Genomic DNA, 25,971 nt, shown 5'->3' with positions numbered 1-25,971 from the left:
TTTTTTTTGAAGTATTCAAATTTAAGTTTTTTAAGGATCGAATCTCCTCCCGTTACCAATATCTGCATTTTACTCAATATCAAAAACATACAAAAATAAAAACCAGAATTAATGCTAAAAAAATAAGATAAATCTTTCGATTATAATTAATAATATTTATTTTTATGTCATCTAAAAAACAAATTCCACTATGAAAAAATTCCTTTTAGCAGCATTTTTGTCTATTGGTGTAAATAGCTTTGCACAATTAATACAATTTGGACCCCAAGTCTCCTACAACATAACCTCGCCTCTTACTGATGATTTTAGCTCTAAAAGTTCTGGGACTGCAATGGGAGTTGCCGGATTTGCAAGAGTAAATTTATTGCTATTTTATGCTCAGGGTGAACTTGGATATTCACAATCAAAATTCAGCCTTTCGCAAACCGGAATTGGAGAAACTGATTATGAATTATCAGGAACAGATGCAACAGTAATTGTTGGTTTCAAAATTATTCCTCTAGGAAAACTTGGTAACGTACGTCTTTTTGCCGGATACAACTGGAAAAACTACTCCGATATAAAAACAAATAACAATCTTAATTTTATCGATTTTGAGAAAAACAACAGTAGTATTCTTGGTGGTGTTGGTGTCGATTTATGGAAACTTACTTTAGATTACAGATATCTGGCAGGCGTTACAGATCTTGATCCTTCGGGCAGAAAAGTGAAAACGGCAGTCTCGAATATCTCACTTGGTTTTAAGTTCTTATAGAAATGTCTTTCATTATATAAAAAAAGGGAATCATTTTGATTCCCTTTTTTATTATTTTACTCTAACATAGAATCGCTCCACATTATTCGTCTTAATTTCTTCCAGGCCATTTTCGCCTTTTTTAGCTAAATTAATTACGTGTAATTCCGTTGAACTTTCATTTATTGTACAATTCCAAATCGTACCATCTGATAAGATTATATTCGAAAACAAAGAATCTGATTCTTCGCCGTTGTAATAAACCAAATCTTCTGTTTTAATAATTTTCTTTTCCTGAGTGCTTTTATTTTTTTCGAAAAACAAAATCTGTGTTTTAGTGATTTCTACAAACTCATCAGAAACTTTATCAGGATTATTACTCGTTTGATTGCTTGCCCAAACCGGTTTATCGCCAATCATTTTCCAGGTACCTAGTGCCTGCGTCATTATATCTTCTCTTAAAATAGTTTTTAGAGTATCTACTTTCTTAAGAGACTCAATTCCAATTTCATTATCCGGTTTAATTTTAGAAGCGATATAAAACAAATCAATAGCTTTTTTAAAATCAGCTTTTTTATAGCATGAAACCGCTAGTTCATATCTACTTTTTTGAAATGCAATTTTTGAATTATTCTGTGCAAAAGTTTTAATAGTTAGCAATAAAACAATAAAAGTAAAGGTCTTTTTCATTAATATAGTAGGTTTTCATTTTTTTGCAAACCTAGTTTTTTAATCTCACATTTAATTACGGATTCCCGTATTTCCCTAACTTTAACATATTCTCTCATTTATCAAAATGCAAAAAGGGAATCTATTTAACCAGATTCCCCTTTTTTATGATATTTATTGTCAGAAATAAACCTTAGCTCGAAAATGCATTTAAAATTCCCATTGCTTTTTCTGTATCTTTTGTACCAACAAAAATATGGTCGTGATAAAAAGCTGCAACAACATTACAGCTAATTCCATTATCTGAAAGCGCTTTAGAAAATGCCGCGGTCAAACCAACTGCTTCCAGTGACGAATGAACGGTAAGTGTTATCCAGGACATTACAACCGAGTACTCCAGATTTAATCGCTCTGCAATTTCCTTTTTAAGAATTAATGTAATGGCTTCTTTTTCTTTAAAAAACATCTCAACATCATTCAAATCAAGATTTTCTAATTTCCCGACTTTACAAAAAACATAATCTCCTAAATTATGCTCCGGTTTCATGCTTTTAAGTAATTTTTCTAAATCTTTTTCTCCCGACATTTTAAGTTTTATTAAATAAAATTATTTCAGTTTTTCTAATTTTCCTTTTGTCTCCGGAAAATTTTTATCCAAAACCAGTACTTTTTCATAACTGGCAATTGCATTTTTCTTATCGCCATTAGCTTCATAAAAATCTCCAAGCGAATCATACACATTTGGACTTTGAGGATAATTAGCAACATTTAATTTGAACAAATAGCCCGCCAAATCCATATCTTTTTTACCCAAAGACTGATAACCGTAAGCATTTACAGTGTTTTCAGGAATACTTACAGTGTAACCTAAATGTTTGGATACATTTTCAAAGTGTTTTTCAATTTTAGTGAAAACTGCTTTATTGAAATTAATTTGCTCCGGTACCGTAAGCTTTAATTGATTGAATTTGAATATAAAACGAAGACCATCATAAGTTGCAATAAGTGGCACAGAACCATGATTGTCATCATTATAATATTTATAATTATAATTGAGCTTGCTTTTTTTATTCTTACCAAAAAAATCATTCAATTCTAAAATTGACCTGATATGTCTTGTAAAAACTGTCGTATCTCTTCTCACTTTTACAACATTCATATTATCATCCATCGTATTTGCCGCTGCCATAAATAGCGAAACATTTGCGAGGTTTTTATTGGCAAGTTTTTTTTCAGTCTCAGCTATAAATTTCTGATGATCCCACCACATACTTGGATCAATCGCTATATACGAATTGAATAAATTAGTATGATTGGTCAAAATATTAATAGCTGTCAATCCTCCAAAGGAATGCCCAATTAATGTTCTATAAGGCGCCGTTGGATATTTACTGTCAATATACGGAATCAGTTCTTTTTCGATAAACTCTACAAACTTTTCTCCTCCTCCAGATTGATCGCTTACACTTTTAGACACAAACGGAGGATCAACCTCTGAATGTGTTGGAGTCAAATCTCTATTTCGGTTGGTATTCGTAATTCCCACAACGATCATTTCAGGACAGTTTGTATTTCCGTTTACTTCACTCAATTGTTCGATCATTCCAACAACCGAACTAAAATGTGCATCACCGTCAAGTAAATAAACTACTGGATATTTTTGTTTTCCAAAACCTGAATTTTGCACACTTCTGGGAAGATGAACCCAAATTTTTCTGTTTTCATTTAAAATTTTGGAAGCAACACTATCAATCGTTCCGATTTCGATTTTGGTTTTATTCTGAGCAAATGCAAAAGTCGTCAGCAACATGAAAAAGCTGAAGAACAATATCCTTTTTCTAAAACCACTTTTTAAACAATCCATTTTATTTAATTTGTTTTTGACTCGTTAATAAAACTTAAATAGCAATTTATCTCATACAAAAAATCGCCTTTCTCAACAGAAAAAGGCGACTAATGTTATGTTTTTTTATTTCGCTGACCAAGCATTATCTGCAGGCGTGACATCCATAAAAATACCTCCGTCTAAAGTTATTTGTTTGATTTCTTTTTTACTTTTTAAAGCAATTGTCGCTGCCTTTTGATTTGCCTTCCAAACCTCAGGAGTTTGATGTAAGGTTTCTGTTGAATTGTCTGTGTAAACAATATTTACATCAAACGGAATTGCAAAACCTCCTGTATTTGCTACAGAAACTACATTCTTAGAAACATTTTTAACGGAAAGATCAATATAATTATTCGTAAAAAACCAGTTATTAAAAAACCAATTCAGATTTTTTCCTGAAGCTGTATTGATCGAATTAAAATAATCCCACGGAATTGGATGTTTTCCATTCCAGTTGTCCATATAAGCGTGCAATGATTTTTTGAACAAATCATCTCCCAACATATCTTTTAACGCTAAATAAGAAAGAGAAGCTTTTCCGTATGAATTGTTCCCATAACCGGGACCTGAAACTTGTGTAGACATTGAGATTATTGGCTGATCTTCTTCAGTCGACGGATCATTTATGTAATTGTTTACTCTAAACTCTTTATAGAATTTATCAGCAGCTTCTTTACCATGTTCTGCAATTCCAATTAAATATTCAAAAGTAGTTGCCCAGCCTTCATCCATAAAAGCATAACGGGTTTCATTGATTCCCATGTAAAAAGGAAAATAAGTATGTGCTACTTCATGATCCTGAACCAATTGTGCAAAAATCGCATCACCCGTTTGCGAATCATTACACATCATAGGATATTCCATATCTGCAAAACCCTGAAATGCTGTCATTTTCGAAAACGGATACGGAACCCCCGGCCAACTATTCGAAAAGAAATCTAATGCATATTGATTGTTTTTTACTGAGTTTACAAAATCAGTTCCTTTGATATCATAAGCCGCCTGAACGCTTGCACGTCGATTTGTTTTTTTATCGACCAGAACACTGCTCGCATCCCATAAATAATGATCACTTAATCCAAAACAAACATCAGAGATATTTTTGGCTTCAAACTTCCAGGTGTTCCAATCGTTTTGTTTGGTAACTACTCCGCTTTTTAGTTCTGTTTCATTTGCGACATGCAGGATTTCATCTGTAAGATAAGACTTTTTCAAACGTGCTGAGAATTCCGGTTGCAAAACCTCATCAGGATTTAGTAAATCTCCGGTGGCATAAACCACATAGTTTTTAGGCGCTTTTACCGAATAGCTATAATCATTAAAATCATTATAAAATTCCTGACGATCTGTATGTGGTAATCTGTCCCACATATTATAATCATCAAAAACCGAAACGCGAGGATAACTATAAGCTACAAAAAAAGTAGTTTCATCGATTTGTCCTTCTCTTCCACTCTCTTTCGATAAAGGATAGTTCCAATCGATATAAATAGTAGCTTTAGAATGCGGTAAAATTGTTTTTTTCATTTTTACATTCCCAACTGTTCCCCAGCTTTTTGCATCTTCTTTATAAACGTCATCTCCAATTTTCAAAGAAGTAATTGTCAATCCACTACTTAAAAAATCATCACTTACATTTCCGCTTCTTGGCGAAGACGGTTTATGAAGATTATTTACAAATCGAACCGCCAGATTTCTTAAAGTGTCATTACTATTATTCTCATAAACAATAGTTTCTGTTCCGCTAACCAGTTTTGTTTTTGGATCTACAGAAATATCCATTGTATATTTTCCATGGTTTTGCCAATAATTTTTTCCAGGCTTTCCGTCCATCGAACGCGTACCTTTTGCGTAAGCTTCTTTAATGTTTCTAGGCATATAAAGCTCTTGTGCAAAGCCATTTTGTGCCAAAAACAAGGAGGCAATAAATACAAATTGAAATAATTTTTTCTCCATAATTGGTTTTATATTTTAATGATTTAATATCGAATATATAATTAGTGGCATTTTCTCATTTAAAGTTACAATTTGTTATAAAAATATTTGTTTTCTACAATTCGACGTCATAAAATTAAGAATAATTATAACTTAACTTTAAAATTCAAACTAAAAGTCACAAAGATTATACAAAAAACTTAGCATCTAAGAATCTCAGTGCCGAAGCTTCGGGCAATGTCATTAAGTTAAGAGAAAATCTATAATGCTATGGCGAATAAATCTCTCGCAATCCCGATAGTTATTGGGAGCAAAATCACCAAGTTTATCCCCATTTTCTTTGCGGCAGTTAAAATATGCGTGAATTTCAAAAAGAGTTTTTCACGCAGATTTAAAAAGATTTAAGCGGATCTACACAGATTATAATTAAAATAAATCTGCTAAAATCTTTTTAAATCTGCGTGAAACAAAATCTTTTTAATCTGTACATCCCGATAGCTATCGGGAATGGCAAAAAAACTTAGCGCTTTTGCGTCTCTGCGAGAAAAAGATTAAGCATAATTTGCTAAAAGAAAGCTTAACTAAATGACATTGAGCTTCGAGATAAGAACTTAAAACAAAAAACCGCCAAATTCTAAAAGAAAAAGGCGGCATCTACAATTAATATATAACCTCGGAATTACAAAATATAATCGGTATTGATAAAATTCGACTCTTTGCTATTTAATAGCTCTTGCAGAATTTCATTGTTATAAGCGATATCTTTTGAAGCCACGAACGTACGGATTGAAAATGAACGCAAAGCATCTGGAATACTTAATGTTCCAACTGCAGAATCTTTACGGCCTGTAAACGGAAATGCATCCGGTCCTCTCTGACAAGAACTGTTGAGGTTTACTCTGCAAACTAGATTTACTAAAGCATCAATAAGTGGTGCCAAAGTTTTGATGTCCTTACCAAACAAACTCACTTGTTGTCCGTAGTTTGATTCGGCCATCTCTTCAAGTGGTTCATTAATATCTTTGAAAGAAATAATTGGTACTACTGGTCCAAATTGTTCTTCGTGATACACACGCATTTTTTTATTTACAGGATATAAAACTGCCGGAAAAATATAATTATCAGTATGCTTTCCTCCTTTTTCATTCAAAATCTTAGCACCTTTATGAGTAGCATCATCAATTAATCCCTGAATATAAGCCGGTTTTTCGGTCTCTGGAAGCGGTGTCAATGAAGCTCCTTTTTCCCAAGGATTTCCAAATACCAAACCGTCTACTTTTTCAGAGAAACGTTTGTTGAATTCTTCGACAATAGATTCGTGAACATATAATACTTTTAAAGCCGTACAACGCTGACCGTTGAACGATAAACTCCCTGCAATACATTCCTGAATTGCTAAATCTAAATCGGCATCCGGTAAAATAATAGCAGGATTTTTAGCTTCTAAACCTAAAATCAAACGCAATCTGTTTTTGTTTGGATGCTGATCCTGCAAAGCAATTGCAGATTTACTGTTTCCGATTAATGCCAAAACATCAATTTTTCCTGATTTCATTATAGGAGAAGCTACTTCGCGGCCTCTACCGTAAACAATATTGATAACACCTTTAGGAAAACTGCTTCTAAAAGCTTCCAACAATGGCGAAATACATAAAACTCCATGTTTAGCAGGCTTAAATATTACGGTATTACCCATGATCAAAGCCGGAATCAATAATGAGAAAGTTTCGTTTAAAGGATAATTATAAGGTCCAAGGCATAATACAACACCAAGCGGCCCACGGCGAATCATTGCGTTTACACCTTGTACTTTTTCAAAATGGGAACTGCGGCCGTTTAATTCTTTATAACTGTCAATCGTATCCTGAATATATTCTACTGTTCTATCGAATTCTTTTTGCGAATCGCCAAGGTTTTTTCCAATTTCCCACATCAAAAGTTTAACCACTTCTTCGCGGGTTTGCTTCATTTGCTTTACAAAATTTTCCATGCATTTAATACGATCAACCACTTTCATAGTTGGCCATAAACCTTGTCCTTTATTATAAGCAGCATTTGCAGCTTCTACTACTTCATGAGCTTCTTTCTCTGCCATAAACGGAATCGACCCCAGTAAAGTTGGCGTATATTTTTCTGTAGATGAAATTGTAGAAAAAACAGGTGTGGTTTGTCCTGCCCAGTGTTTTAATTCTCCGTTTACAAGATAAGTGTCTTGATTTATAAGGGTTTTAATCTGAAATTCTTCGGGTATTAAATTCATAATCTGGTAATTTATGTTTGGTTATTAATAGCATTTTAAACAAAAAAAGAGGCTTTTCGCGCCTCTTCTTCTATCTTTTATGGATTCACGGTTTCCCCTTCCCAGTCCAGAATTCCACCAAGCAGATTATAGGCACTATCTATCCCTAACTCATTCATAATCTGACATGCTTTGGCACTTCTGGCACCAGAACGACAATACACATAATAGTTTTTATTTTTATCTAATTCTTCGATTTCATAAATAAAACCTTGTCCTTTATTAATGTCGATATTTACAGCATTTTCGATATAGCCGTCATTAAATTCGTCTTCAGTTCTTACGTCAAGTATAACTGCATTCTCGTCAGCGTTAAGCTGAGCAACCCAATCTTCTTGTGATAAATTCATAATAAATGTGTTTTTGTAAAATTACGACGTTTCTATTAATTAAAAACGTGCCAAATGCGATTTCGATTATTATTCTCAGAAAACGTTTTAGAGAAAGGATTATAATCAGTGAAAGACAAATTTACTTACTATTTTTAAAAATATAGTCTATAAACTCGATCGAAAATAGGATTTTTTCATTTGACCTTTTACGTCTTAAATATAGTTTTCTGATAATTTATCCCATTTCAATCTGTTATCTTTGTATAAAATTGTACGCTTTAATCTTAATTTGATAAAAAAGTTAGCCACGAATTATACTAATTTTCACGAATTAATTACGTTGAAATTTATTTTTGCCACAGATTAAAAGATTATAATGATTAAAAAAAAACGTCAAGAATTACACAAAACAGCACAATTTAATTAATGAAAATTAGTGCAATTCGTGGCGAAAAAACAACCTCAATCCAATGCAAAACTCATTAAAAAATATATTCCCAAATTTCTCCAACGAACTTATTTCGACAATCGAAGAAAACGGAAGTCTGCAGCATTTTGAGGCAGGAACGATCTTAATGCGAACCGGACAATATATAAAGAATACCGTTTTGATTACCAAAGGAAAAATCAAAATCTATCGTGAAGGCGAAGATGGCGGCGAATTTTTAATGTATTATTTACAACCCGGACAAGCCTGTGCTATTTCGATGATTTGTGCTACCAAAAGCGAAAAGAGTCAGATTATGGCAAAAGTTGTCGAAGATGTTTCGGTCATGATGATTCCGTTGCAAATGATGGACAAATGGATGATGGAACACAGATCTTGGTACGAATTTGTAATCGAAACCTATAGAAATCGCTTTGAAGAAGTTTTAGAAGTTGTCGACAACATCGCTTTCCGTTCTATGGATGAGCGTTTGGAGTTTTACCTCAAAAGACATTCCGACGCTTGCGGCTGCTCTGAAGTAAATCTATCACATCAGGAAATTGCCTCCGAATTAAATACTTCAAGAGAAGTTGTTTCCAGATTACTCAAAAAAATGGAACAAAGAGGTCTGGTCAAACTAAACCGAAACCAAATCGAGCTTTTAAGTAAAAAATAAAACATTTATTTTTTTTTATTTGAACCATTAAGAGATTAAGAAAAATTAAGCGTAACTGCTTAATTTTCTTTGCTAATCATTAAGATACAAAAACACTAAACTTAATTTTTCTTAATCTCTTAATGGTAAAAACTTTTTTTCATTGCCATTTCACATTCCTTATGTGATAAATGTTACTGTGGGATTTCTTTTTACAAACCACCTTTGCATAAAAACAAATGCAATGGAATACTTAGGTTATTTTGCTTCAATCATTATCGGAATCTCACTTGGCTTAATTGGCGGCGGCGGATCGATATTGACCATTCCTATTTTAGTGTATTTGTTTAAAGTAAATCCGGAGCAAGCCACTTCCTATTCCTTATTCATTGTTGGATTAACCGCTATGTCTGGGAGTTACAGCCATTACAAAATGGGAAATCTAAAACTAAAATCGGCATTGTATTTTGCGATTCCTTCGGTGATTTCGATTTTGATTATTCGTGAAGTTATTTTTCCACAAATTGCTTCAACCTTATTTTCAGTAGCTTCTTATTCTGTTTCCAAAGATTTTCTGATTATGATTATCTTTTCGGTATTGATGATTACGGCGGCGATTTCAATGATCAGGAAAAACCAACCCGAAATAAAAGGAGCCGAAACAAATTACCTTCAACTAAGTTTAATAGGTTTCGTAGTTGGAATCATAACAGGATTTTTGGGTGCTGGCGGCGGATTTTTAATTATTCCTGCCTTACTCTTTTTCGCCAATTTACCCATGAAGCAAGCCGTTGGAACTTCGTTATTAATTATTACAATCAATTCTTCGATAGGTTTTGGAGGTGATTTATACATTGGCACTCCCATAGATTATAGCTTTTTATTAGGCGTTTCGGCAATGGCACTTTTAGGAATGTTATTAGGGAGTCAGCTTTCTAAAAAAATCGACGGAACTAAACTAAAACCAATATTTGGCTGGTTTGTTTTGGTGATGGGATTTTATATTATTACTAAGGAGGTTTTGTTTTAAGATAATTTGTTTCTCGCAGATTTTGCAGATAACGCAGATTTGCTGCCGTTGAAATTTATTGGATGGATTGAAATCCATCCCTACAATATACATCGAGCCTAAGGCTCTTTTAGGAAAGTTCCGGAGGAACGATTCATATTGTAGCAACGGAATTTATTCCGTTAAAGGTTTAAAAAGTTTTATTTTAGTTTTACTTGTAAAGTAATCTTTGTCAAAGTTTTGAGCTTTGACAAAGATGAAAACTATTTCTTCTCAGCATTTCTAAGACTTGGTTTTCTGTAAAATAAATATCTTAAAACCAAGGTGTAAAACGCAAAAATAGAAGTCGTTAAAGTCCCTACTACAAATAAAAACTCCGTTTGCGACAAAATAAAGAATTTATACGAAGCTCCTAAACCGTGTAAAAGAATTACAATAGCGATGAAAATAGCCCATCGCGACGAAAAAACAAAAGCTTTCTTAGCGTTTTCCTGTCTCAACTTCCGTTCAGAACTTTCGTTTGCCTGTTCGATTTCAAATCTTTTTAATTCAATATATTCCGAGTGGCTTTTCGGATCATAAGGTCTCATCAAATGATCTTCCTTTTCTGCCTCTTTCGTTACATCTTTTGGAACATTAATGATGTCGTTTCCTAAAGCACTATCCGTCAATTTTTCTGCTAGAGTTCTTTCCATTAAGTATTTAATTTTTCCTTGTAGTATTCTTTAATTAAATCATTTCCAATCACAACATCATGCGTACCGTCCCAGGTTTGCGACCACGGACTTCCCTCTTCATGCGTCAACGCCGAAAGCTGTAAACCAGATAGATTTTTATAATTGTCCCAGATTTTTTTCAAAAACTCTTTATCTTCTTCCTGCAATGGAGTTTTAGCAGAAATACTAAGCAACAACGGATCGACATTATCCTTACCAAACATTCGGATCGAATAATACAAATCAGGAATAACCGAACCGTATTTCCATGCCTGTACTTGATTTTCGAAAAGAGGATTTCCTGTAATTCCCAAATACCAGCCATGCGAAATATAAGTTAGCTTCAGCAATTTCATAGGATCAAGTCCCTGACCTTCTTCTTTAGCCAACTCCACAAAATAATTTGCTATATCAAAACAATTATACATTTTTTGTAGGTTTAGTTATTCGTTCTTCTCACAAACATACTAAAAACAAATCAATTACAAAGTTTCTAATAATTAAGTTCAAGACAACAAGTAAAACAAATTAGAAAAAATAATTTATGATTAATAATTTGGGCGTTCCCTCCGGTCGGGCTATCCGCTATATCTTTTTTATGGCAGAAAAAGCCATAAAAAAGGATGCCGCTCCTATCCCTAACGCAGACTTGGGTAAATAGAAATGTCCGTTATAATTAAACCAAAAGAAATACATAGTGAGATTAATTAAGAATCCTTTTTCTATCTAATACCAAAAGAAATCATTAGCACCAAAAGGATTTAAACTAAAATCTCTATTTTTAATTTTTACTAAAACTAAAAGTCTTTCTGAAAATATTAAATGTCTTTGAGCACTTGATACAAATACATCAATTAAAGTATGAGCATCTTTTACATTCATACTATCAAAATTATCAAATATAACTACAAGACCATTCTCTTGAATTTCTATTTCATTTAAGCAATCTTGCAGTGCATCCCAATTTTGACCATAATAATTCGGGAAATCAAATTGATCATGCAACGAACTATGCATTGCTTTTTTATCAGTCCACTCTGCACAATCAAACGTAACAATTTTATACCCTTCTGAAATAAGCCATACCGTAGTATTATCTTTTAAAACTTGATAATCATTATATGGCTTTAAAAAACCTCGAGATATAATTTCATAATCTAATCTCTTCCATGTTTCGGGTTCATTTTTAAATTTAATCATAATTGCATAAGATTATTTTCGAGAAGAATATAGATTATTTTCAATGACTTTAGTCAAATATACGCAACATTTCAGCTAAAGCCATTTTTGCTAAACTAAAAAACCGTTGGTTAAAACCAACGGCTAGTCATATAATTAATTCGTGAAAATTTGTGCAATTAGTGGCAAAAAAACCTAGTGCTCCCCATACCCAATATCATCCATCTTCCCGCTAAAAACACGGTATTGAATAATAAAGTAAACAATCACTAAAAACAAAGCAACAAAAAACCAGCTCATTCCGGCGTTTAAACCGTATTCTCCCGCCGCTGTGTTATAAATCGTTAAAGATGGATTTACATTATTGGTTGAAGGCAAAACATTCGGAAAAATCGAAACAGCTGTTGAGGCAAATCCGCCAACTAAAAACAAGGTCGAAAATATAAATCCGTGACCGTCTTTTTTATACGAACGAACTTTAAACAAACCAATAATTCCAACAAAAGTCATGAGAGGAAAAAACCAAAGAATCGGATTTTCTATAAAATTATGAAACGGCTGAGGTTCGATAAAATGCCAGATTTGCAGTGAAATAAAAACTAATATTAAAAGAACAATATTCAGTTTAAAAACCACATTTTTAAGTTGTGTATTCAAAGACGAATTTGTTTTATAAATAATCCAGTTTGCACCGTGAATCGTCAAAGCAACGACACTTACAATTCCCAGAAAAAGCGTAAACCAATCTATGATTCCTAATTCATTTGCTTGCGGACTAAAAGTTGGATTCCACAAAGGCAAAAAGAAAAAATGAGCCTCTTGTGTCGAAACACCATTAGTCACCATTCCCAGATTTACACCACGAACAATATTTCCCAAAGCAATCCCAAAGAATAAAGCCAAAAGTAAACTTGCGATTCCAAATGCTTTATCCCAAATCGATTCCCACATTGGATGATGAACCTGACCGCGCATTTCTAAACCAATGGCACGGAAAATTAAAAGCCATAAAATCATAATTAAAGGCAAATAAAACCCGCTGAAAGAAGATGCATATAACGTTGGAAAAGCAAAAAATAAAACTCCTCCGGCAGCAATTATCCAAACTTCATTGGCATCCCAAAACGGACCAATTGCACTTGTAATTGCTTTTTTATCTTTTTCTGTTTTGGCAAAAAATAAATGAATAATTCCTGCCCCAAAATCATAACCGTCTAAGACAATATAAACAGCCAAAATTCCCATTAAAACTACGTACCAAAAAAATTCCATACTTATATATTTTCAGTTATGACTTCTTGATGAGGTCCTTTATTGATAATTTTTCCAATCAAAAGCAAAAACAACATTCCCAGTAAAAGATATAATCCTATAAAACCTAGTAAAGTAAACAAGGTATTTCCGGACGAAACTGTTGGCGACGCTCCGGCGGCAGTTCGTAATAAATTATAAACCAGCCAAGGTTGTCTGCCTAATTCGGCGGTGTACCAACCTGTTGTATTGGCGATATAAGGAAATGGCATCATAAACATAAGCGACCATAAAATCCATTTGGTTTCGAATAATTTCCCTCTAATCAATTGAAAAAGAGAAATCAGCATCAAACCGATGAATACAGTTCCGAGTCCTACCATAATATGATAAGCATAATACAATCCTGAAATATTTGTGGGATGAAGATCTTCTTCAAATTGATCCAGACCTTTAATTTCCTGATCCCAATTTCCGTAAGTCAGGAAACTCAGAATATTTGGAACCGCAATTTTATTGTCCAGTTTTTTGTCTTTTACATCGGGCTGACCAATTAAAACAATTTCTGAACCTTTTTGTTCGGTATGAAAAATTCCTTCCATTCCGGCAAAAGTTACCGGTTGGTATTTTACGACATTTTTAGCCAGTAAATCTCCCGTTGGAACCGCTACAATTATACTCGAAATCAATCCGAAAATAACGCCTGTTTTAAGGAATAATTTCCCAAAATAAACATTCTTTTTACTCAGAATATAAAAGGCTCCAATTCCTGCCACGACAAATGAACTCGTCACTAATGAAGCTGCCTGATTGTGCAAATAAGACGGCCACAACCAAGGATTCAGAAATAAAGCCTGAAAATTATTCAGCACAAATTTTCCGTTTTCAAGAATCTCGTAGCCTACAGGATTCTGCATCCACGAATGTGTAGCTATAATTAAAAATCCGCTTGCCCAGGAACCAATGCAAATTAGTAATCCGGTTACAAAATGCCATTTATGTCCAAGGAGTTTTTCTCCAAATAAAAATAAACCTAAAAAGGACGATTCTAAGAAAAACGAAAACATTCCTTCCATAGCCAGAGTCTGACCGATGATTCCACCGGTTAATTCAGAGAATTTTGCCCAATTGGTTCCAAATTGAAACTCCATGGGGATTCCCGTAACAACACCCATTGCAAAATTCAGGGCGAAAATTCTCATCCAGAAATGCGTGGCGTGATTGTATTGTTCGTTTTGAGTTTTAAGATATTTCCACTTGAAGTAAACAATGATCAGCGAAAGACCCATTGTAAGTTGCGGAAAAAGATAATGAAAAGTAATTGTGAAGGCGAATTGCATTCGGTCATAAAAAAGCATTTCTTCCATAGTGGTATTTTATTTATGAAGTCCCACAAATTTACCCATTAAAACCCGAAATTCCTGCCTTAAAAAAAAGTTTATCGCTCAACATTTGTTAAACTTTTCAACAAATTTAAAAGTGTAAATCACACTTATGTTTGCTGCAACTTTGTCAAAGTTTGAAACTTTGACAAAGTTTTTGATACTACAAAATTACTCATTCTTCAAGATACCTTTTTCAACACTTTCGTCTATTAAACCTTCGGCGTAGTTCCATAAAGACTGAGAACCTTCTTTTATGACGCTCTTTTTTTCATAGACCCTATTATAACTTACGCCATATTCTTTCCAAGTTCCGCCATTGTTAGACGTATTTTGCAATAAAGGTTCTAGTCTGTCCATAGATTTTGCAAACTTGGCTTCGTTGGTTTCGCCTGCTTCAAATTCTTCCCAAATAGCAATCAATTCCTCCGCTTGGTTTTTCGGCAATAATCCAAAAATACGATTCGCCGCTAATCGTTCTTGCTCCGTATTATCGTGATTTATTTGCGAATCATATAAAAATATATCGCCGGCGTCGATTTCGACTATATCATGTATCAAAACCATTTTTACCACTTTCAAAACATCAATTGGCTCATTTGAATGTTCTGCTAAAACAATCGCCATTAAAGCCAAATGCCAACTGTGTTCCGCGTCATTTTCATTTCGGTCGCTATTAAAAAGCTTTGTTTTTCGCTGAATGTATTTTACTTTATCAATCTCTTTTATAAAAGCAATTTGATTCAATAGATCTTCTGTGTTCATAGTAATGATTTTTGTAGAGTTGTAAAATTACGCAGATTATTCTTTTTACCATATAAGTTATATCAGTTCATTTTTAGTATAATATAAATTACATAACGTCTTAAATTTACTTATATCACTTATATTGTGAAATTTTTGTTTTTTACCCAAAAAGCAAATTTCTGTAACAATAGTCACTTAATTTCCCAAAAAACCGAGTTACCTTTGTGCAACATTATTTTAGATTTCATATCATGAAAATAGAACAAATTTACACCGGATGTCTAGCGCAAGGTGCTTATTATATTACATCAAATGGCGAAGCGGCCATTATTGATCCGCTTAGAGAAATTCAGCCTTATTTAGATCGTTTAGAACGCGATCAGGTAAAATTGAAATATATTTTTGAAACGCATTTTCACGCTGATTTTGTTTCCGGTCATATTGATTTGAGCAAAGAAACTCAGGCACCAATTGTTTACGGACCAAATGCAGCTTGCGAATTCGATTGTATTTCTGCTAAAGACGGACAAGAATTTAAAATCGGAAATATTACTATAAAAGCGTTGCATACTCCAGGACATACCATGGAAAGCACAACGTATTTATTGATTGATGAGAACGGAAAAGATCACGCGATTTTCTCTGGAGACACTTTATTTATTGGCGATGTCGGTCGTCCTGATTTGGCTCAAAAAGCTGCAGGAATGACACAAGATCAATTAGCGGGGATTTTATTTCATTCTTTAAGAGATAAAATCATGACTCTTGCTGATGATGTAACCGTTTATCCTGCGCATGGTGCAGGAAGCGCGTGCGGAAAAAACATGAGCAAAGAAACGGTTTCAACTATCGGGAATCAAAAAGCTACTAATTATGCTTTGCGCGCCAATATGACTGAAGCTGAATTTATTACTGAAGTTACGGATGGCTTATTGCCTCCGCCAGCTTATTTTAGTATGAATGTGGCCATGAATAAAGGCGGTTACGAAAGTTTCGAATCGGTTTTGCATAACGGAATGAAAGCAATTAAAGCGGAAGAATTTGAGGCTGTTGCCGAAGAAACCGGAGCTTTGATTCTGGACACCAGAAAAAGTGGCGATTTCTACAAAGGATTTATTCCACAATCTATTAATATAGGAATCAATGGAGATTTTGCTCCGTGGGTTGGAACTTTGGTTGCCGATGTAAAACAACCTATAATTCTGGTAACAGAAACTGGTCTTGAAGAAGAAACCGTAACTCGTTTAAGCCGTGTAGGTTTTGATTCAATTATCGGACATCTTGAAGGTGGTTTTGAAGCTTGGCAAAAGGCAGGTTACGAAATTGATACGGTGAACCGAATTTCGGCAGATCAATTTGCATCTGAATTTAAACCTCAAGAAAATAAAGTAATCGACATTCGTAAAGAAACCGAATACAGCGCTGAACATATTGATGAAGCCTACAACAAACCTTTGGCATTTATTAATGACTGGGTAAAAGATATTAACCCAAATGAGCATTTTTATTTACATTGCGCAGGCGGATATCGCAGTATGATTGCAGCTTCGATCTTGCAAGCTCGTGGTTTTAGAAACTTTACCGAAATTGAAGGTGGTTTTGGAGCAATTGCAAAAACGAATATTCCAAAATCAGATTTCGTTTGCCAAAGCAAGGTTTTAAAAGCCTAAACATTTATTTTACCATTAAGATATTAAGTTTATTAAGTAACTGAATCTTAAAAGTATTGAGCATAAATTTTACCATTAAGACATTAAGTTTGTTAAGTAATTAATTCTTACTTTTCATTAATCTCTTAATAGTAAAAAAATAAAAATCTAATTTTTAAAATAAATAAATGACACATAAATCTTTATTGCTTTTCATTGCTACCCTTTTTGTTTTTACAAGTTGTCGAAAAGGCTATATAGTAGAAAACAATAAGGTTTATTATGAATATTGGAATGAAGGTACCGGACAAAATAAAACACTACTTGAAAATACTGATGCTAATTCCTTTAAGAAAATAGAGAGCGAATGTGATGATTGCAGTTTTGAATTCGGAAAAGACAAAAATCATTTATATATTGATGGGCAACCCATACGAGATATTGATCCAAATACATTTAAATATGTCGGAAATTATGTTTTTAAGGATAAAGATTCTATTTATTTCTTTGGATTTTATAACAACTTGAACGACTGTGCAATTAAAGGGATAAATGCAAAAAAATTCAAACTTTTAAAATATCCATGGTCTAAATCCGACAATATATTAATACATGGTAATGATACTTTATCACTAACGGATATAAATGATTTTACTATAATCGACGAAGATTGGGGGAAAACTAAAAAATATATTATAAATAAAAACAAAATATTAAAAGGAGCTGATCCAAAAACATTTAAAGTAATTAATAGCTATTCAGGAAAAGACGATATTAATGAATATGAGTTTGGAGAAATAAAAAACCATAACTGAAAATAAAAAAATGAGCTTACTAGAAATCATAAAAGAACCTTGGCCTTGGTACGTTGCAGGTCCGTTAATTGGATTAACCGTTCCTATTTTGTTGATTATCGGAAATAAATCTTTCGGGATTAGTTCGTCATTGCGACATATTTGTGCCGCATGTATTCCTGCGAATATTTCCTTTTTTAAATACGATTGGAAAAAAGAAAGCTGGAATTTATTTTTCGTTTTCGGAATTTTCCTTGGCGGAATGATCGCAGCTTACTTTTTATCAAATCCAAATGCGGTTGAAATTACGCCACAGCTTTCAGAGCAATTAGCTGGGTACGGAATCACAGATCATTCAGGTTTATTACCAAAAGAACTTTTCTCTTGGGAAAGTTTATTCACACTTCGTGGTTTTATCATGATTGTCGTTGGAGGATTTATGGTTGGTTTTGGAACTCGTTATGCTGGCGGATGTACAAGTGGACACGCGATTATGGGAATTTCAAACTTGCAATGGCCTTCATTGGTAGCTACAATCTGTTTTATGATTGGTGGTTTTATTATGGCGAATTTGATTCTTCCATATATTCTTTCACTTTAAAATTTCAAAAATGAATAATTTAGAAAATAAAAATACAGATACAGAAGGAATCAACGGAAGCCAATTGAAAGATTCAGGATTCTCAAACCTGAAATATCTAATCGTTGGAATCTTTTTTGGAATCGTATTCGTTAAAGCCGAAATCATTAGCTGGTTTCGTATTCAGGAAATGTTTCAATTGCAATCTTTCTTTATGTATGGCGTAATTGGAAGCGCGGTTGTCGTTGGAATAATCTCAGTTCAGATCATTAAAAGATTCAACATCAAAACCATTCAAGGCGAAAAAATCGAAATTCAACCTAAAACATTTAGCAAAGGTCAAATTTACGGAGGTTTGTTATTCGGTTTTGGTTGGGCAATAACCGGAGCTTGTCCTGGACCTCTTTTCGCTCAAATTGGAACCGGAGTTACAGTAATTGTGGTAACTCTTGTTAGTGCTATTGCGGGAACTTGGTTTTATGGTCTTATTAAAGATAAATTACCTCATTAAAAAGAATCTTGATTTACTATATATCAAACCCGACAGGTTTTAAAAGCCTGTCGGGTTTTCTATGAAAAATACATCAAAAAATGAACAAAATATATTTTCAAATTTTATTATCCTTATTCTTAATAAGTTGTTCAAATAATAAGAAATCAAACATTCAAGCCTCAAATACTATTCAGGCTTTTAAATTAGATAGTTTAGAATTGTTTGACAAATCAAGAAATCGAAAAATTCCGGTTGCTATTTATCATCCAGTTATTGCTGAAAAAATAAATAAACAACAGGTAGTAATTTTTAGCCACGGATATGGGGAAAATAAAGGCGGAGACAATAGGATATATTCCTATTTAACAGAAAACTTAGCCTCAAAAGGGTATTTTGTAATCAGCATTCAACATGAATTACCTACTGATGATCTTCTGCCAATGGATGGAGATTTGAAGATTACACGAAAACCAAATTGGGAAAGAGGCACTGAAAACATTCTTTATGCCATAAACGAATTTAAAAAAACAAATCCTGAATTAGACTTTAAACATTTGACACTTATCGGACACTCAAATGGTGGAGACATGACTGCTTTATTTGCAACTAAATATCCTAAACTGGTTTATAAGATCATTACAATGGATAATCGAAGAATGCCGCTTCCCAGAACGAATCATCCTAAAGTATATACGTTACGTTCCGGTAATTACCAAGCAGATGAAGGTGTATTACCAACAGAGCAAGAACAGAAAAAATACGGAATGACAGTTCAATTTACCGCTATTAACCATAGGGACATGGACAATGATGCAACTAGTGAAGAACGAAGAATACTAAATACATATATTGAAGACTATTTAAGTAAATAATAAATTGACTTCTTTAGTTTGTTAATTGAAAACCCTACAAGTTTTAAAAACTTGTAGGGTTTGTTTTTTCTATAACTTGGCTTCACAGCTTCTTTCAATACAAATTTTCTTATTAAGGGCATTTCTTCATTTTACTTTCATTAAGTTTCATTAAGTTTACAATACAAGATCTTATCTTACAAAAAATAAACAAATCGCCGCCATATGAAACGCTCAGAGCAATTGTCGAAATTAAAGAATACAGAACAGTGGGATGTAATTATAATTGGTGGTGGAGCAAGCGGTCTGGGAACTGCTCTTGATGCTGCAAGCAGAGGTTACAAAACACTCTTACTTGAAGCAGTAGATTTTGCAAAAGGAACTTCGAGCAGAAGTACCAAATTAGTTCACGGTGGCGTTCGTTATCTAGAGCAAGGTAATATTCATTTGGTTAAAGAAGCTTTAAAAGAAAGAGGATTATTGTCCAAAAATGCTAGTCACTTAGTCAAAAATCAATCTTTTGTAATCCCAAATTACAATTGGTGGGGTGGTTCATTTTACACCATCGGATTGAAGATCTACGATTTCCTGGCAGGACGATTAAGTTTGGGCAGTTCAAAATATATTTCGAAGAAAAGAACAATCGAAATGCTTCCTGCCGTTGAACAAAAAGATTTAGTAAGCGGGGTTATTTATCATGACGGACAATTCGACGATTCTCGTTTAGCTATAAATATTGCTCAAACTGCGATCGAAAAAGGTGCTTGTCTTTTAAATTATTTTAAAGTTGTTAACTTATTAAAAGACGATAAAAACCAAATCATTGGCGTTGAAGCAATAGATCATGAAACTGGTGATAAGTACGAAATAAAAGGTACAGCCATTATTAATGCAACCGGAGTTTTCACCAATGCTATTATGAAACTAAACGATACTGTATATAAAAAATATATTGTGCCGAGTCAGGGAATTCATCTTGTATTTGACAAATCTTTTTTACCTGGTGAACATGCTTTGATGATTCCTAAAACAAGTGACGGACGAGTTTTATTTGCGGTTCCGTGGCACAATCGAATTGTGGTAGGAACAACTGATACTTTAATTAGAAAACACAGTTTGGAGCCTATTGCTCTCGAAAGTGAGATTCAATTTGTATTGGAAACAGCTCAACGTTTTCTGGCTAAAAAACCAACAAGAGCCGATGTTTTATCTGTTTTTGCAGGATTACGTCCTTTAGCAGCTCCGGAAGAGGAAGGAAAAAGTACCAAAGAAGTTTCGAGAAGTCATAAAATCATTGTTTCAGAAACCGGATTGATAACCATTACAGGAGGAAAATGGACGACTTACAGAAAAATTTCTGAGGATATTATAGATAAAGCAATCAAAATAGGCAAATTACCCCAAAAAAACTGTAATACAGAACATCTTGCTATTCATGGAAATAAACCTACTACGAATTTAGACAGAATGAATCATTTGTATATCTATGGCTCTGATATTCCTAAAATACTTGAATTACAAAAAAATAATCCCGAATTAAAAGAGAAACTTCATCCGGATCATGAATTTACAATGGCCGAAGTTGTTTGGGCGATTCGATATGAAATGGCAAGAACTGTTGATGATATTTTGGCAAGACGTGTACGTTTATTATTTTTAGATGCCCGAGCTGCAATTGAATCCTCAGAAAAAGTAGCGCGATTACTGGCAAAAGAACTTGGACATGATGAAGCCTGGATACACAAAGAAATTGCAAATTTTAAAGGCATATCGAGAGGTTTTCTTTTAAAAGAATTTCAATAAAACTTTACTAACTTAAGAATATACAAACCATGCAGGATAAATTAATTCTCGCACTGGATCAAGGAACGACTTCTTCCAGAGCCATTGTTTTCAATCATAAAGGAGAAACAGTTAGTATTTCTCAAAAGCCTTTCGAGCAAATTTTTCCAAAACCGGGATGGGTAGAACATGATCCAAACGAGATCTGGTCGTCTCAGGTAAGTGTAGCGGCTGAGGCAATTGCAAAAGTTGGAATTTCGGGTAGAGAAATAGCCGCAATTGGTATCACTAATCAACGCGAAACTACAATTGTTTGGGATCGCGAAACCAGCGAACCTGTTTACAACGCAATTGTTTGGCAAGATCGCAGAACTGCAAAATATTGTGACGAACTAAAAGCGCAGGGACATACTGAAATGATTCAGAAAAAAACAGGACTTATCCTTGATGCTTATTTCTCCGGAACGAAAGTAAAATGGATCTTAGACAATGTTGCCGGAGCACGCGAAAAAGCAGAACAAGGAAAACTTTGCTTTGGAACTGTAGATACCTGGCTAATTTGGAAATTAACCCGAAGTAAACTATTTATGACGGATGTTTCTAATGCCAGCCGAACTTTATTATTCAACATCAATACTTTAGACTGGGACGACGAATTATTAGCATTATTTGATATTCCGAGAGCCATGTTGCCTGAAGTAAAACAGAGCAGTGAAATTTATGGCGAAACCAGTACTACCCTATTTTCGACAAAAATCCCTATTAGCGGAGTTGCCGGAGATCAGCAAGCAGCGCTTTTTGGTCAGTTATGCACAAATTCAGGAATGGTAAAAAATACCTATGGAACGGGCTGTTTTATGTTAATGAATACGGGCGAAAAACCAGTTTTTTCAACCAACAACTTACTAACTACTGTTGCATGGAAAATTAACGGAAAAACTACTTATGCTTTAGAAGGCAGTGTTTTTGTTGGAGGTGCCGCGGTACAATGGTTGCGAGACGGAGCAAAAATGATTCGCAGTTCAGATGAAATCGAAAGTTTAGCCAGAAGCGTACCCGATAACGGAGGTGTTTATTTCGTTCCTGCTTTAACCGGATTAGGAGCTCCACATTGGGATCAATATGCAAGAGGCGCAATAGTAGGAATAACCAGAGGTACAACAAATGCACATATTGCCAGAGCAACTTTAGAAGGAATCGCTTATCAGGTAAACGATTTACTAAAAGCCATGGAGGCCGATTTTGGAAACAAAGGAATCGAGTTAAGAGTTGATGGTGGCGCCGCTGCTAATAACTTATTAATGCAATTTCAAGCAGACATTTTTGGATCTACCGTTACCAGACCAAAAATATTGGAAACAACAGCTTTAGGTGCCGCTTATTTAGCCGGACTTGCCGTAGGTTATTGGTCAAGCTTAGACGATTTGCAAGAACAATGGTCAATAGATAAAGTGTTTTCTCCAGAAATGGATAAAGCTGAAGTGAATTTACTAGTAAAAAATTGGGATAGAGCTGTTGGCCGAGCATCTCATTGGATTGAAGAATAAAACTAAAAAACAAAGATATGACTCCTTTTATAGCCGAAGTTTTAGGCACAATGTTAATGATTTTATTAGGCAATGGCGTTGTTGCAAACGTTGTCCTTAAAGACACTAAAGGAAACAATTCGGGTTGGATTGTTATTACTACCGCTTGGGCATTTGCTGTTTTTGTGGGCGTAACTGTTGCCGGACCAATTAGTGGCGCACATCTAAATCCTATTGTTACACTTGGATTGGCGCTTATTGGTAAATTTAATTGGAATTTAGTTCCTGCCTATATTCTGGCTCAAATGATTGGTGCAATGTTGGGTGCTTTTTTAGTCTGGTTGTCTCACAAAGATCATTTTGCAGCAACGGAAGATGAAGGAACAAAACTTGCCTGTTTCTCTACATCACCGGCGATCAAAAATAATATATCAAACTTAATCAGTGAGATAATTGCGACTTTCGTTTTAATTTTTACGATCTTTTATATTGCCGGACCAAGTTTAAAAATTGCAACTGATTCTGATGCCACAATTGGTTTAGGAACCGTTGGAGCACTTCCGGTAGCAATATTGGTATGGGTAATTGGTTTGTCTTTAGGCGGAACTACAGGTTATGCCATAAATCCCGCAAGAGATTTAGGTCCAAGAATCATGCATGCTATTTTACCTATAAAAGGAAGCAGCAATTGGGAATATGCCTGGATTCCGATTGTTGGTCCAATAATTGGATCTTGTTTAGCGGCTATATTGTACTTGGCACTTAATTAATTCCTCTTTTGAGGTTAGTTTCTTTTACATGCTATATAACACCAAACCCGACAGGTTTTTAAAACCTGTCGGGTTTCTCATGTCGTGTTGCGTGAGGGATAGAAATAAACTGCCGAAGCAGTATGGATAGCCCGACAGCATCCCGGTAAGAGGGCGTATATGCGCACAGTAATTTTGCCCTCTTATCGGGATGGTGGCACGCCCTACTATTAATATTAAGCTTTAAATTTTTAAAATTCCAAATTCCAGTTCTAATGTGTATTTCTTATTCAAAAAAGAATATTCACTTTAAACAATCGTTAAATATTAAATAAGTAATATTTTAAATTGAAAATTTATTCTATTTTTATACTAATTAGATAGGGTTTATAAACTTGTGATTTCGCTTTAATTCAATTAACAAAAAATTAACAACACATTTGTATATACAACTATTAAAAGTTATACATTTGTACATACAAATTATACACTTACAACTATGACAATTGAAGAGGTTATAAAAAGTACAGTTAAGATGGATAATGCGAAAAAAGTTATTCTGAATATCATGTACACGCAAAATGTGATTCAGGATCATTTCAACGAGTTGATAAAACCGTATGATTTATCCGGAGAACAATACAATGTGCTACGTATATTAAGAGGACAAAAAGGAAATCCTGCTAATATGTGTGTGATACAGGAACGAATGCTGGCAAAAACAAGTAATACAACCCGACTAGTAGACAAATTATTATTGAAGGATTTTGTTACCAGAAATGTTTGCCCTGGCAATCGACGAAAAATTGAAGTTCTAATCACTCAAAGAGGATTAGATGTTTTGAAAGAATTAGACCCGAAGGTAGATGAACACGAGCGTTTGTTTGCTGAGAATATAAGTAAAGAAGAATTAGAATTATTAAATCAGTTATTAGAAAAATACAGAACCAATAAATAAATTTAAAATTATGAGTACATTATTAGATAATTTAAACTGGAGATACGCAACTAAAAAATTTGATGCAACCAAAAAAATATCTGCAGCAGATTTAAATACATTAAAAGAAGCGGTTAGATTAAGTGCTTCTTCATACGGATTACAACCTTATAAAGTTGTTATTGTTGAAAACCCGGAAATAAGAGAGCAATTGAAAGCTGCTGCTTACGGACAAACTCAAATTACAGATGCTTCTCAATTGTTCATTTTTGCAAATGACTTAAACACTGGAGCAGAATCTGTAGATGCTTACATCCAAGATATTAGCGAAACAAGAGGTGTTCCTGTTGATGCTCTTGCCGGATTCAGCGACATGATGAAAGGTACAATCGCTAACTTATCTCCGGAGGCAAAAAATATCTGGACAGCAAAACAAACTTATATCGCTTTAGGAACTTTATTAAGTGCTGCTTCTGAATTAAAAATCGATGCAACTCCTATGGAAGGTTTTAATGCAGCTGCATTCAACGAAATCTTAGGTTTTGACAAATTAGGTTTAAACGCATCAGTTATCGCAACTGTTGGTTACAGACACAATGAAGACGATACTCAACACTACAAAAAAGTTAGAAAATCACACGAGAATTTATTTATCACTATATAATTATTATTAATCCAAATCAATTACAACAAAATGAAAAATTTAAAAACAATTGCAATAGCATTATTCGTAGCAGCGGCTAGTATTTCAGTAAATGCTCAAACTAAAAAAATCGACGTAAAAGCATCTACTATCAAATGGGTAGGTAAAAAAGTAACTGGAGAACACTCTGGAACTGTAAACTTCAAAGAAGGAGCTGTAGTTTTCAAAGGAAAAAAATTAACTGGTGGTACTTTCACTGTTGATATGACTTCATTAACTTCTACAGACTTAACTGGAGAATACCAAGGAAAATTGAATGGTCACTTAAAAGCTGATGATTTCTTTGGAACTGAAAAATTTCCAACTGCAAAATTAGTTTTCAAAACTATCGGAGCTAAAGCAACTGACGTTTATACTGTAACTGCTGATTTAACTATCAAAGGAATCACTAAACCAGTAACTTTTGATATTACTGTAGCTGGAAACACTGCTACAACTGCTTTCAAAGTTGACAGAACTAAATATGGTATTAAATACAACTCTGGTAACTTCTTCGAAAACTTAGGAGACAAAACTATCAATGATGATTTCGAATTAACTGTAGCTTTAAAATTCTAATATTTTAAACAGTATAATTCTTAATATTATAAGAAAAGCCCCAATGGTTCAAAACTATTGGGGTTTCTTTTTGCATTATTTTCAAAAAAATAACATTCTTAATATTCAGGTAACACTTTCGTAATATCAT

At 33.9% G+C, this 25,971-nt stretch carries 26 protein-coding genes; 14 read left to right on the top strand and 12 right to left on the bottom strand.

The features are described from left to right. The first annotated feature begins 190 nt into the window (after nt 1-190). Nucleotides 191-754, top strand: coding sequence for a porin family protein (locus LPB88_RS16820; RefSeq protein WP_230716798.1), 564 nt, complete (start codon nt 191-193; stop codon nt 752-754). Between the two features lie 51 nt (nt 755-805). Here LPB88_RS16820 and LPB88_RS16815 read toward each other — a convergent pair whose 3' ends face one another. The 6 genes from LPB88_RS16815 to LPB88_RS16790 all read right to left on the bottom strand — a co-directional run bounded on the left by LPB88_RS16815 (nt 806) and on the right by LPB88_RS16790 (nt 7,871). Further along, entirely contained in the window at nt 806-1,423 is a 618-nt protein-coding gene (locus LPB88_RS16815; RefSeq protein ID WP_230716797.1) for a hypothetical protein, read from the bottom strand. Between the two features lie 172 nt (nt 1,424-1,595). Next, a complete protein-coding gene (locus tag LPB88_RS16810; protein ID WP_230716796.1) occupies nt 1,596-1,988 on the bottom strand; it encodes an ACT domain-containing protein in 393 nt (130 codons plus the stop codon). Nucleotides 1,989-2,009: 21 nt separating this feature from the next. Next, the gene (locus LPB88_RS16805) at nt 2,010-3,266 is read right to left on the bottom strand and encodes an alpha/beta hydrolase-fold protein (RefSeq protein WP_230716795.1); all 1,257 of its coding nucleotides are present in this window, start codon (nt 3,264-3,266) and stop codon (nt 2,010-2,012) included. 105 nt (nt 3,267-3,371) lie between these two features. Beyond that, nucleotides 3,372-5,243: a M1 family metallopeptidase gene (locus LPB88_RS16800; protein ID WP_230716794.1), complete on the bottom strand. Its 1,872-nt coding sequence runs from the start codon at nt 5,241-5,243 to the stop codon at nt 3,372-3,374. A gap of 658 nt (nt 5,244-5,901) precedes the next feature. After that, a complete protein-coding gene (locus LPB88_RS16795; RefSeq protein ID WP_230716793.1) occupies nt 5,902-7,482 on the bottom strand; it encodes an NADP-dependent glyceraldehyde-3-phosphate dehydrogenase in 1,581 nt (526 codons plus the stop codon). Nucleotides 7,483-7,559: 77 nt separating this feature from the next. Next, nucleotides 7,560-7,871: a rhodanese-like domain-containing protein gene (locus LPB88_RS16790; RefSeq protein WP_230716792.1), complete on the bottom strand. Its 312-nt coding sequence runs from the start codon at nt 7,869-7,871 to the stop codon at nt 7,560-7,562. A 452-nt stretch (nt 7,872-8,323) separates the two neighbouring features. On the opposite strand from LPB88_RS16790, the gene LPB88_RS16785 reads away from it, so the two are divergent. Continuing rightward, on the top strand, nt 8,324-8,956 hold the full coding sequence (locus LPB88_RS16785) for a Crp/Fnr family transcriptional regulator (RefSeq protein WP_230716791.1): 633 nt from the start codon (nt 8,324-8,326) through the stop codon (nt 8,954-8,956). A 223-nt stretch (nt 8,957-9,179) separates the two neighbouring features. Continuing rightward, on the top strand, nt 9,180-9,965 hold the full coding sequence (locus LPB88_RS16780) for a sulfite exporter TauE/SafE family protein (protein ID WP_230716790.1): 786 nt from the start codon (nt 9,180-9,182) through the stop codon (nt 9,963-9,965). 242 nt (nt 9,966-10,207) lie between these two features. Here the strand turns inward: LPB88_RS16780 and LPB88_RS16775 are convergent, their stop codons facing one another. The 6 genes from LPB88_RS16775 to LPB88_RS16750 all read right to left on the bottom strand — a co-directional run bounded on the left by LPB88_RS16775 (nt 10,208) and on the right by LPB88_RS16750 (nt 15,237). Continuing rightward, a complete protein-coding gene (locus LPB88_RS16775; protein ID WP_089350673.1) occupies nt 10,208-10,639 on the bottom strand; it encodes a hypothetical protein in 432 nt (143 codons plus the stop codon). After that, entirely contained in the window at nt 10,639-11,088 is a 450-nt protein-coding gene (locus tag LPB88_RS16770; RefSeq protein ID WP_089350674.1) for a Panacea domain-containing protein, read from the bottom strand. The genes LPB88_RS16775 and LPB88_RS16770 overlap by 1 nt, the downstream gene beginning before the upstream one ends. A 298-nt stretch (nt 11,089-11,386) precedes the next feature. Continuing rightward, nucleotides 11,387-11,860 carry a barstar family protein gene (locus tag LPB88_RS16765; protein ID WP_230716789.1) on the bottom strand — a complete coding sequence of 158 codons (474 nt, stop codon included), beginning with the start codon at nt 11,858-11,860 and terminating at the stop codon, nt 11,387-11,389. A 174-nt stretch (nt 11,861-12,034) separates the two neighbouring features. Beyond that, a complete protein-coding gene (gene cydB / locus LPB88_RS16760) occupies nt 12,035-13,111 on the bottom strand; it encodes a cytochrome d ubiquinol oxidase subunit II (RefSeq protein WP_230716788.1) in 1,077 nt (358 codons plus the stop codon). A 2-nt stretch (nt 13,112-13,113) separates the two neighbouring features. Further along, nucleotides 13,114-14,457: a cytochrome ubiquinol oxidase subunit I gene (locus LPB88_RS16755; protein WP_230716787.1), complete on the bottom strand. Its 1,344-nt coding sequence runs from the start codon at nt 14,455-14,457 to the stop codon at nt 13,114-13,116. Between the two features lie 186 nt (nt 14,458-14,643). Beyond that, nucleotides 14,644-15,237, bottom strand: coding sequence for an HD family hydrolase (locus LPB88_RS16750; protein WP_230716786.1), 594 nt, complete (start codon nt 15,235-15,237; stop codon nt 14,644-14,646). A gap of 233 nt (nt 15,238-15,470) precedes the next feature. On the opposite strand from LPB88_RS16750, the gene LPB88_RS16745 reads away from it, so the two are divergent. The 11 genes from LPB88_RS16745 (at nt 15,471) to LPB88_RS16695 (ending at nt 25,841) form a co-directional block, all read left to right on the top strand. Beyond that, complete coding sequence (locus LPB88_RS16745) at nt 15,471-16,889, top strand: rhodanese-like domain-containing protein (protein ID WP_230716785.1); 1,419 nt, start codon at nt 15,471-15,473, stop codon at nt 16,887-16,889. Between the two features lie 167 nt (nt 16,890-17,056). Next, nucleotides 17,057-17,683, top strand: a complete 627-nt coding sequence (locus tag LPB88_RS16740; RefSeq protein WP_230716784.1) for a DKNYY domain-containing protein — start codon at nt 17,057-17,059, stop codon at nt 17,681-17,683. A 10-nt stretch (nt 17,684-17,693) separates the two neighbouring features. Continuing rightward, nucleotides 17,694-18,263, top strand: a complete 570-nt coding sequence (locus tag LPB88_RS16735) for a YeeE/YedE family protein (protein ID WP_110835576.1) — start codon at nt 17,694-17,696, stop codon at nt 18,261-18,263. A gap of 10 nt (nt 18,264-18,273) precedes the next feature. After that, on the top strand, nt 18,274-18,753 hold the full coding sequence (locus tag LPB88_RS16730; protein ID WP_089350680.1) for a DUF6691 family protein: 480 nt from the start codon (nt 18,274-18,276) through the stop codon (nt 18,751-18,753). Between the two features lie 80 nt (nt 18,754-18,833). Continuing rightward, nucleotides 18,834-19,607, top strand: coding sequence for an alpha/beta hydrolase (locus LPB88_RS16725; RefSeq protein ID WP_230716783.1), 774 nt, complete (start codon nt 18,834-18,836; stop codon nt 19,605-19,607). A gap of 204 nt (nt 19,608-19,811) precedes the next feature. Then, complete coding sequence (locus LPB88_RS16720; RefSeq protein ID WP_230716782.1) at nt 19,812-21,389, top strand: glycerol-3-phosphate dehydrogenase/oxidase; 1,578 nt, start codon at nt 19,812-19,814, stop codon at nt 21,387-21,389. 29 nt (nt 21,390-21,418) lie between these two features. After that, nucleotides 21,419-22,915, top strand: a complete 1,497-nt coding sequence (glpK, locus tag LPB88_RS16715) for a glycerol kinase GlpK (RefSeq protein WP_230716781.1) — start codon at nt 21,419-21,421, stop codon at nt 22,913-22,915. Between the two features lie 17 nt (nt 22,916-22,932). Then, on the top strand, nt 22,933-23,664 hold the full coding sequence (locus LPB88_RS16710) for an MIP/aquaporin family protein (protein ID WP_230716780.1): 732 nt from the start codon (nt 22,933-22,935) through the stop codon (nt 23,662-23,664). 478 nt (nt 23,665-24,142) lie between these two features. Continuing rightward, nucleotides 24,143-24,601 (top strand): MarR family winged helix-turn-helix transcriptional regulator, encoded by a 459-nt coding sequence (locus LPB88_RS16705; RefSeq protein WP_230716779.1) that lies wholly within the window; start codon nt 24,143-24,145, stop codon nt 24,599-24,601. A gap of 10 nt (nt 24,602-24,611) precedes the next feature. Then, complete coding sequence (locus LPB88_RS16700; RefSeq protein ID WP_230716778.1) at nt 24,612-25,244, top strand: NAD(P)H-dependent oxidoreductase; 633 nt, start codon at nt 24,612-24,614, stop codon at nt 25,242-25,244. A 30-nt stretch (nt 25,245-25,274) separates the two neighbouring features. Beyond that, nucleotides 25,275-25,841, top strand: a complete 567-nt coding sequence (locus LPB88_RS16695; protein ID WP_230716777.1) for a YceI family protein — start codon at nt 25,275-25,277, stop codon at nt 25,839-25,841. Nucleotides 25,842-25,971: the final 130 nt, after the last annotated feature.

Origin of the sequence: Flavobacterium sp. JAS (assembly GCF_020991455.1) — a bacterium.
Lineage (GTDB): Bacteria > Bacteroidota > Bacteroidia > Flavobacteriales > Flavobacteriaceae > Flavobacterium.
The sequence above is the reverse complement of the archived record's forward strand: the minus strand, read 5'-3'. Positions and strand labels throughout refer to the sequence as shown.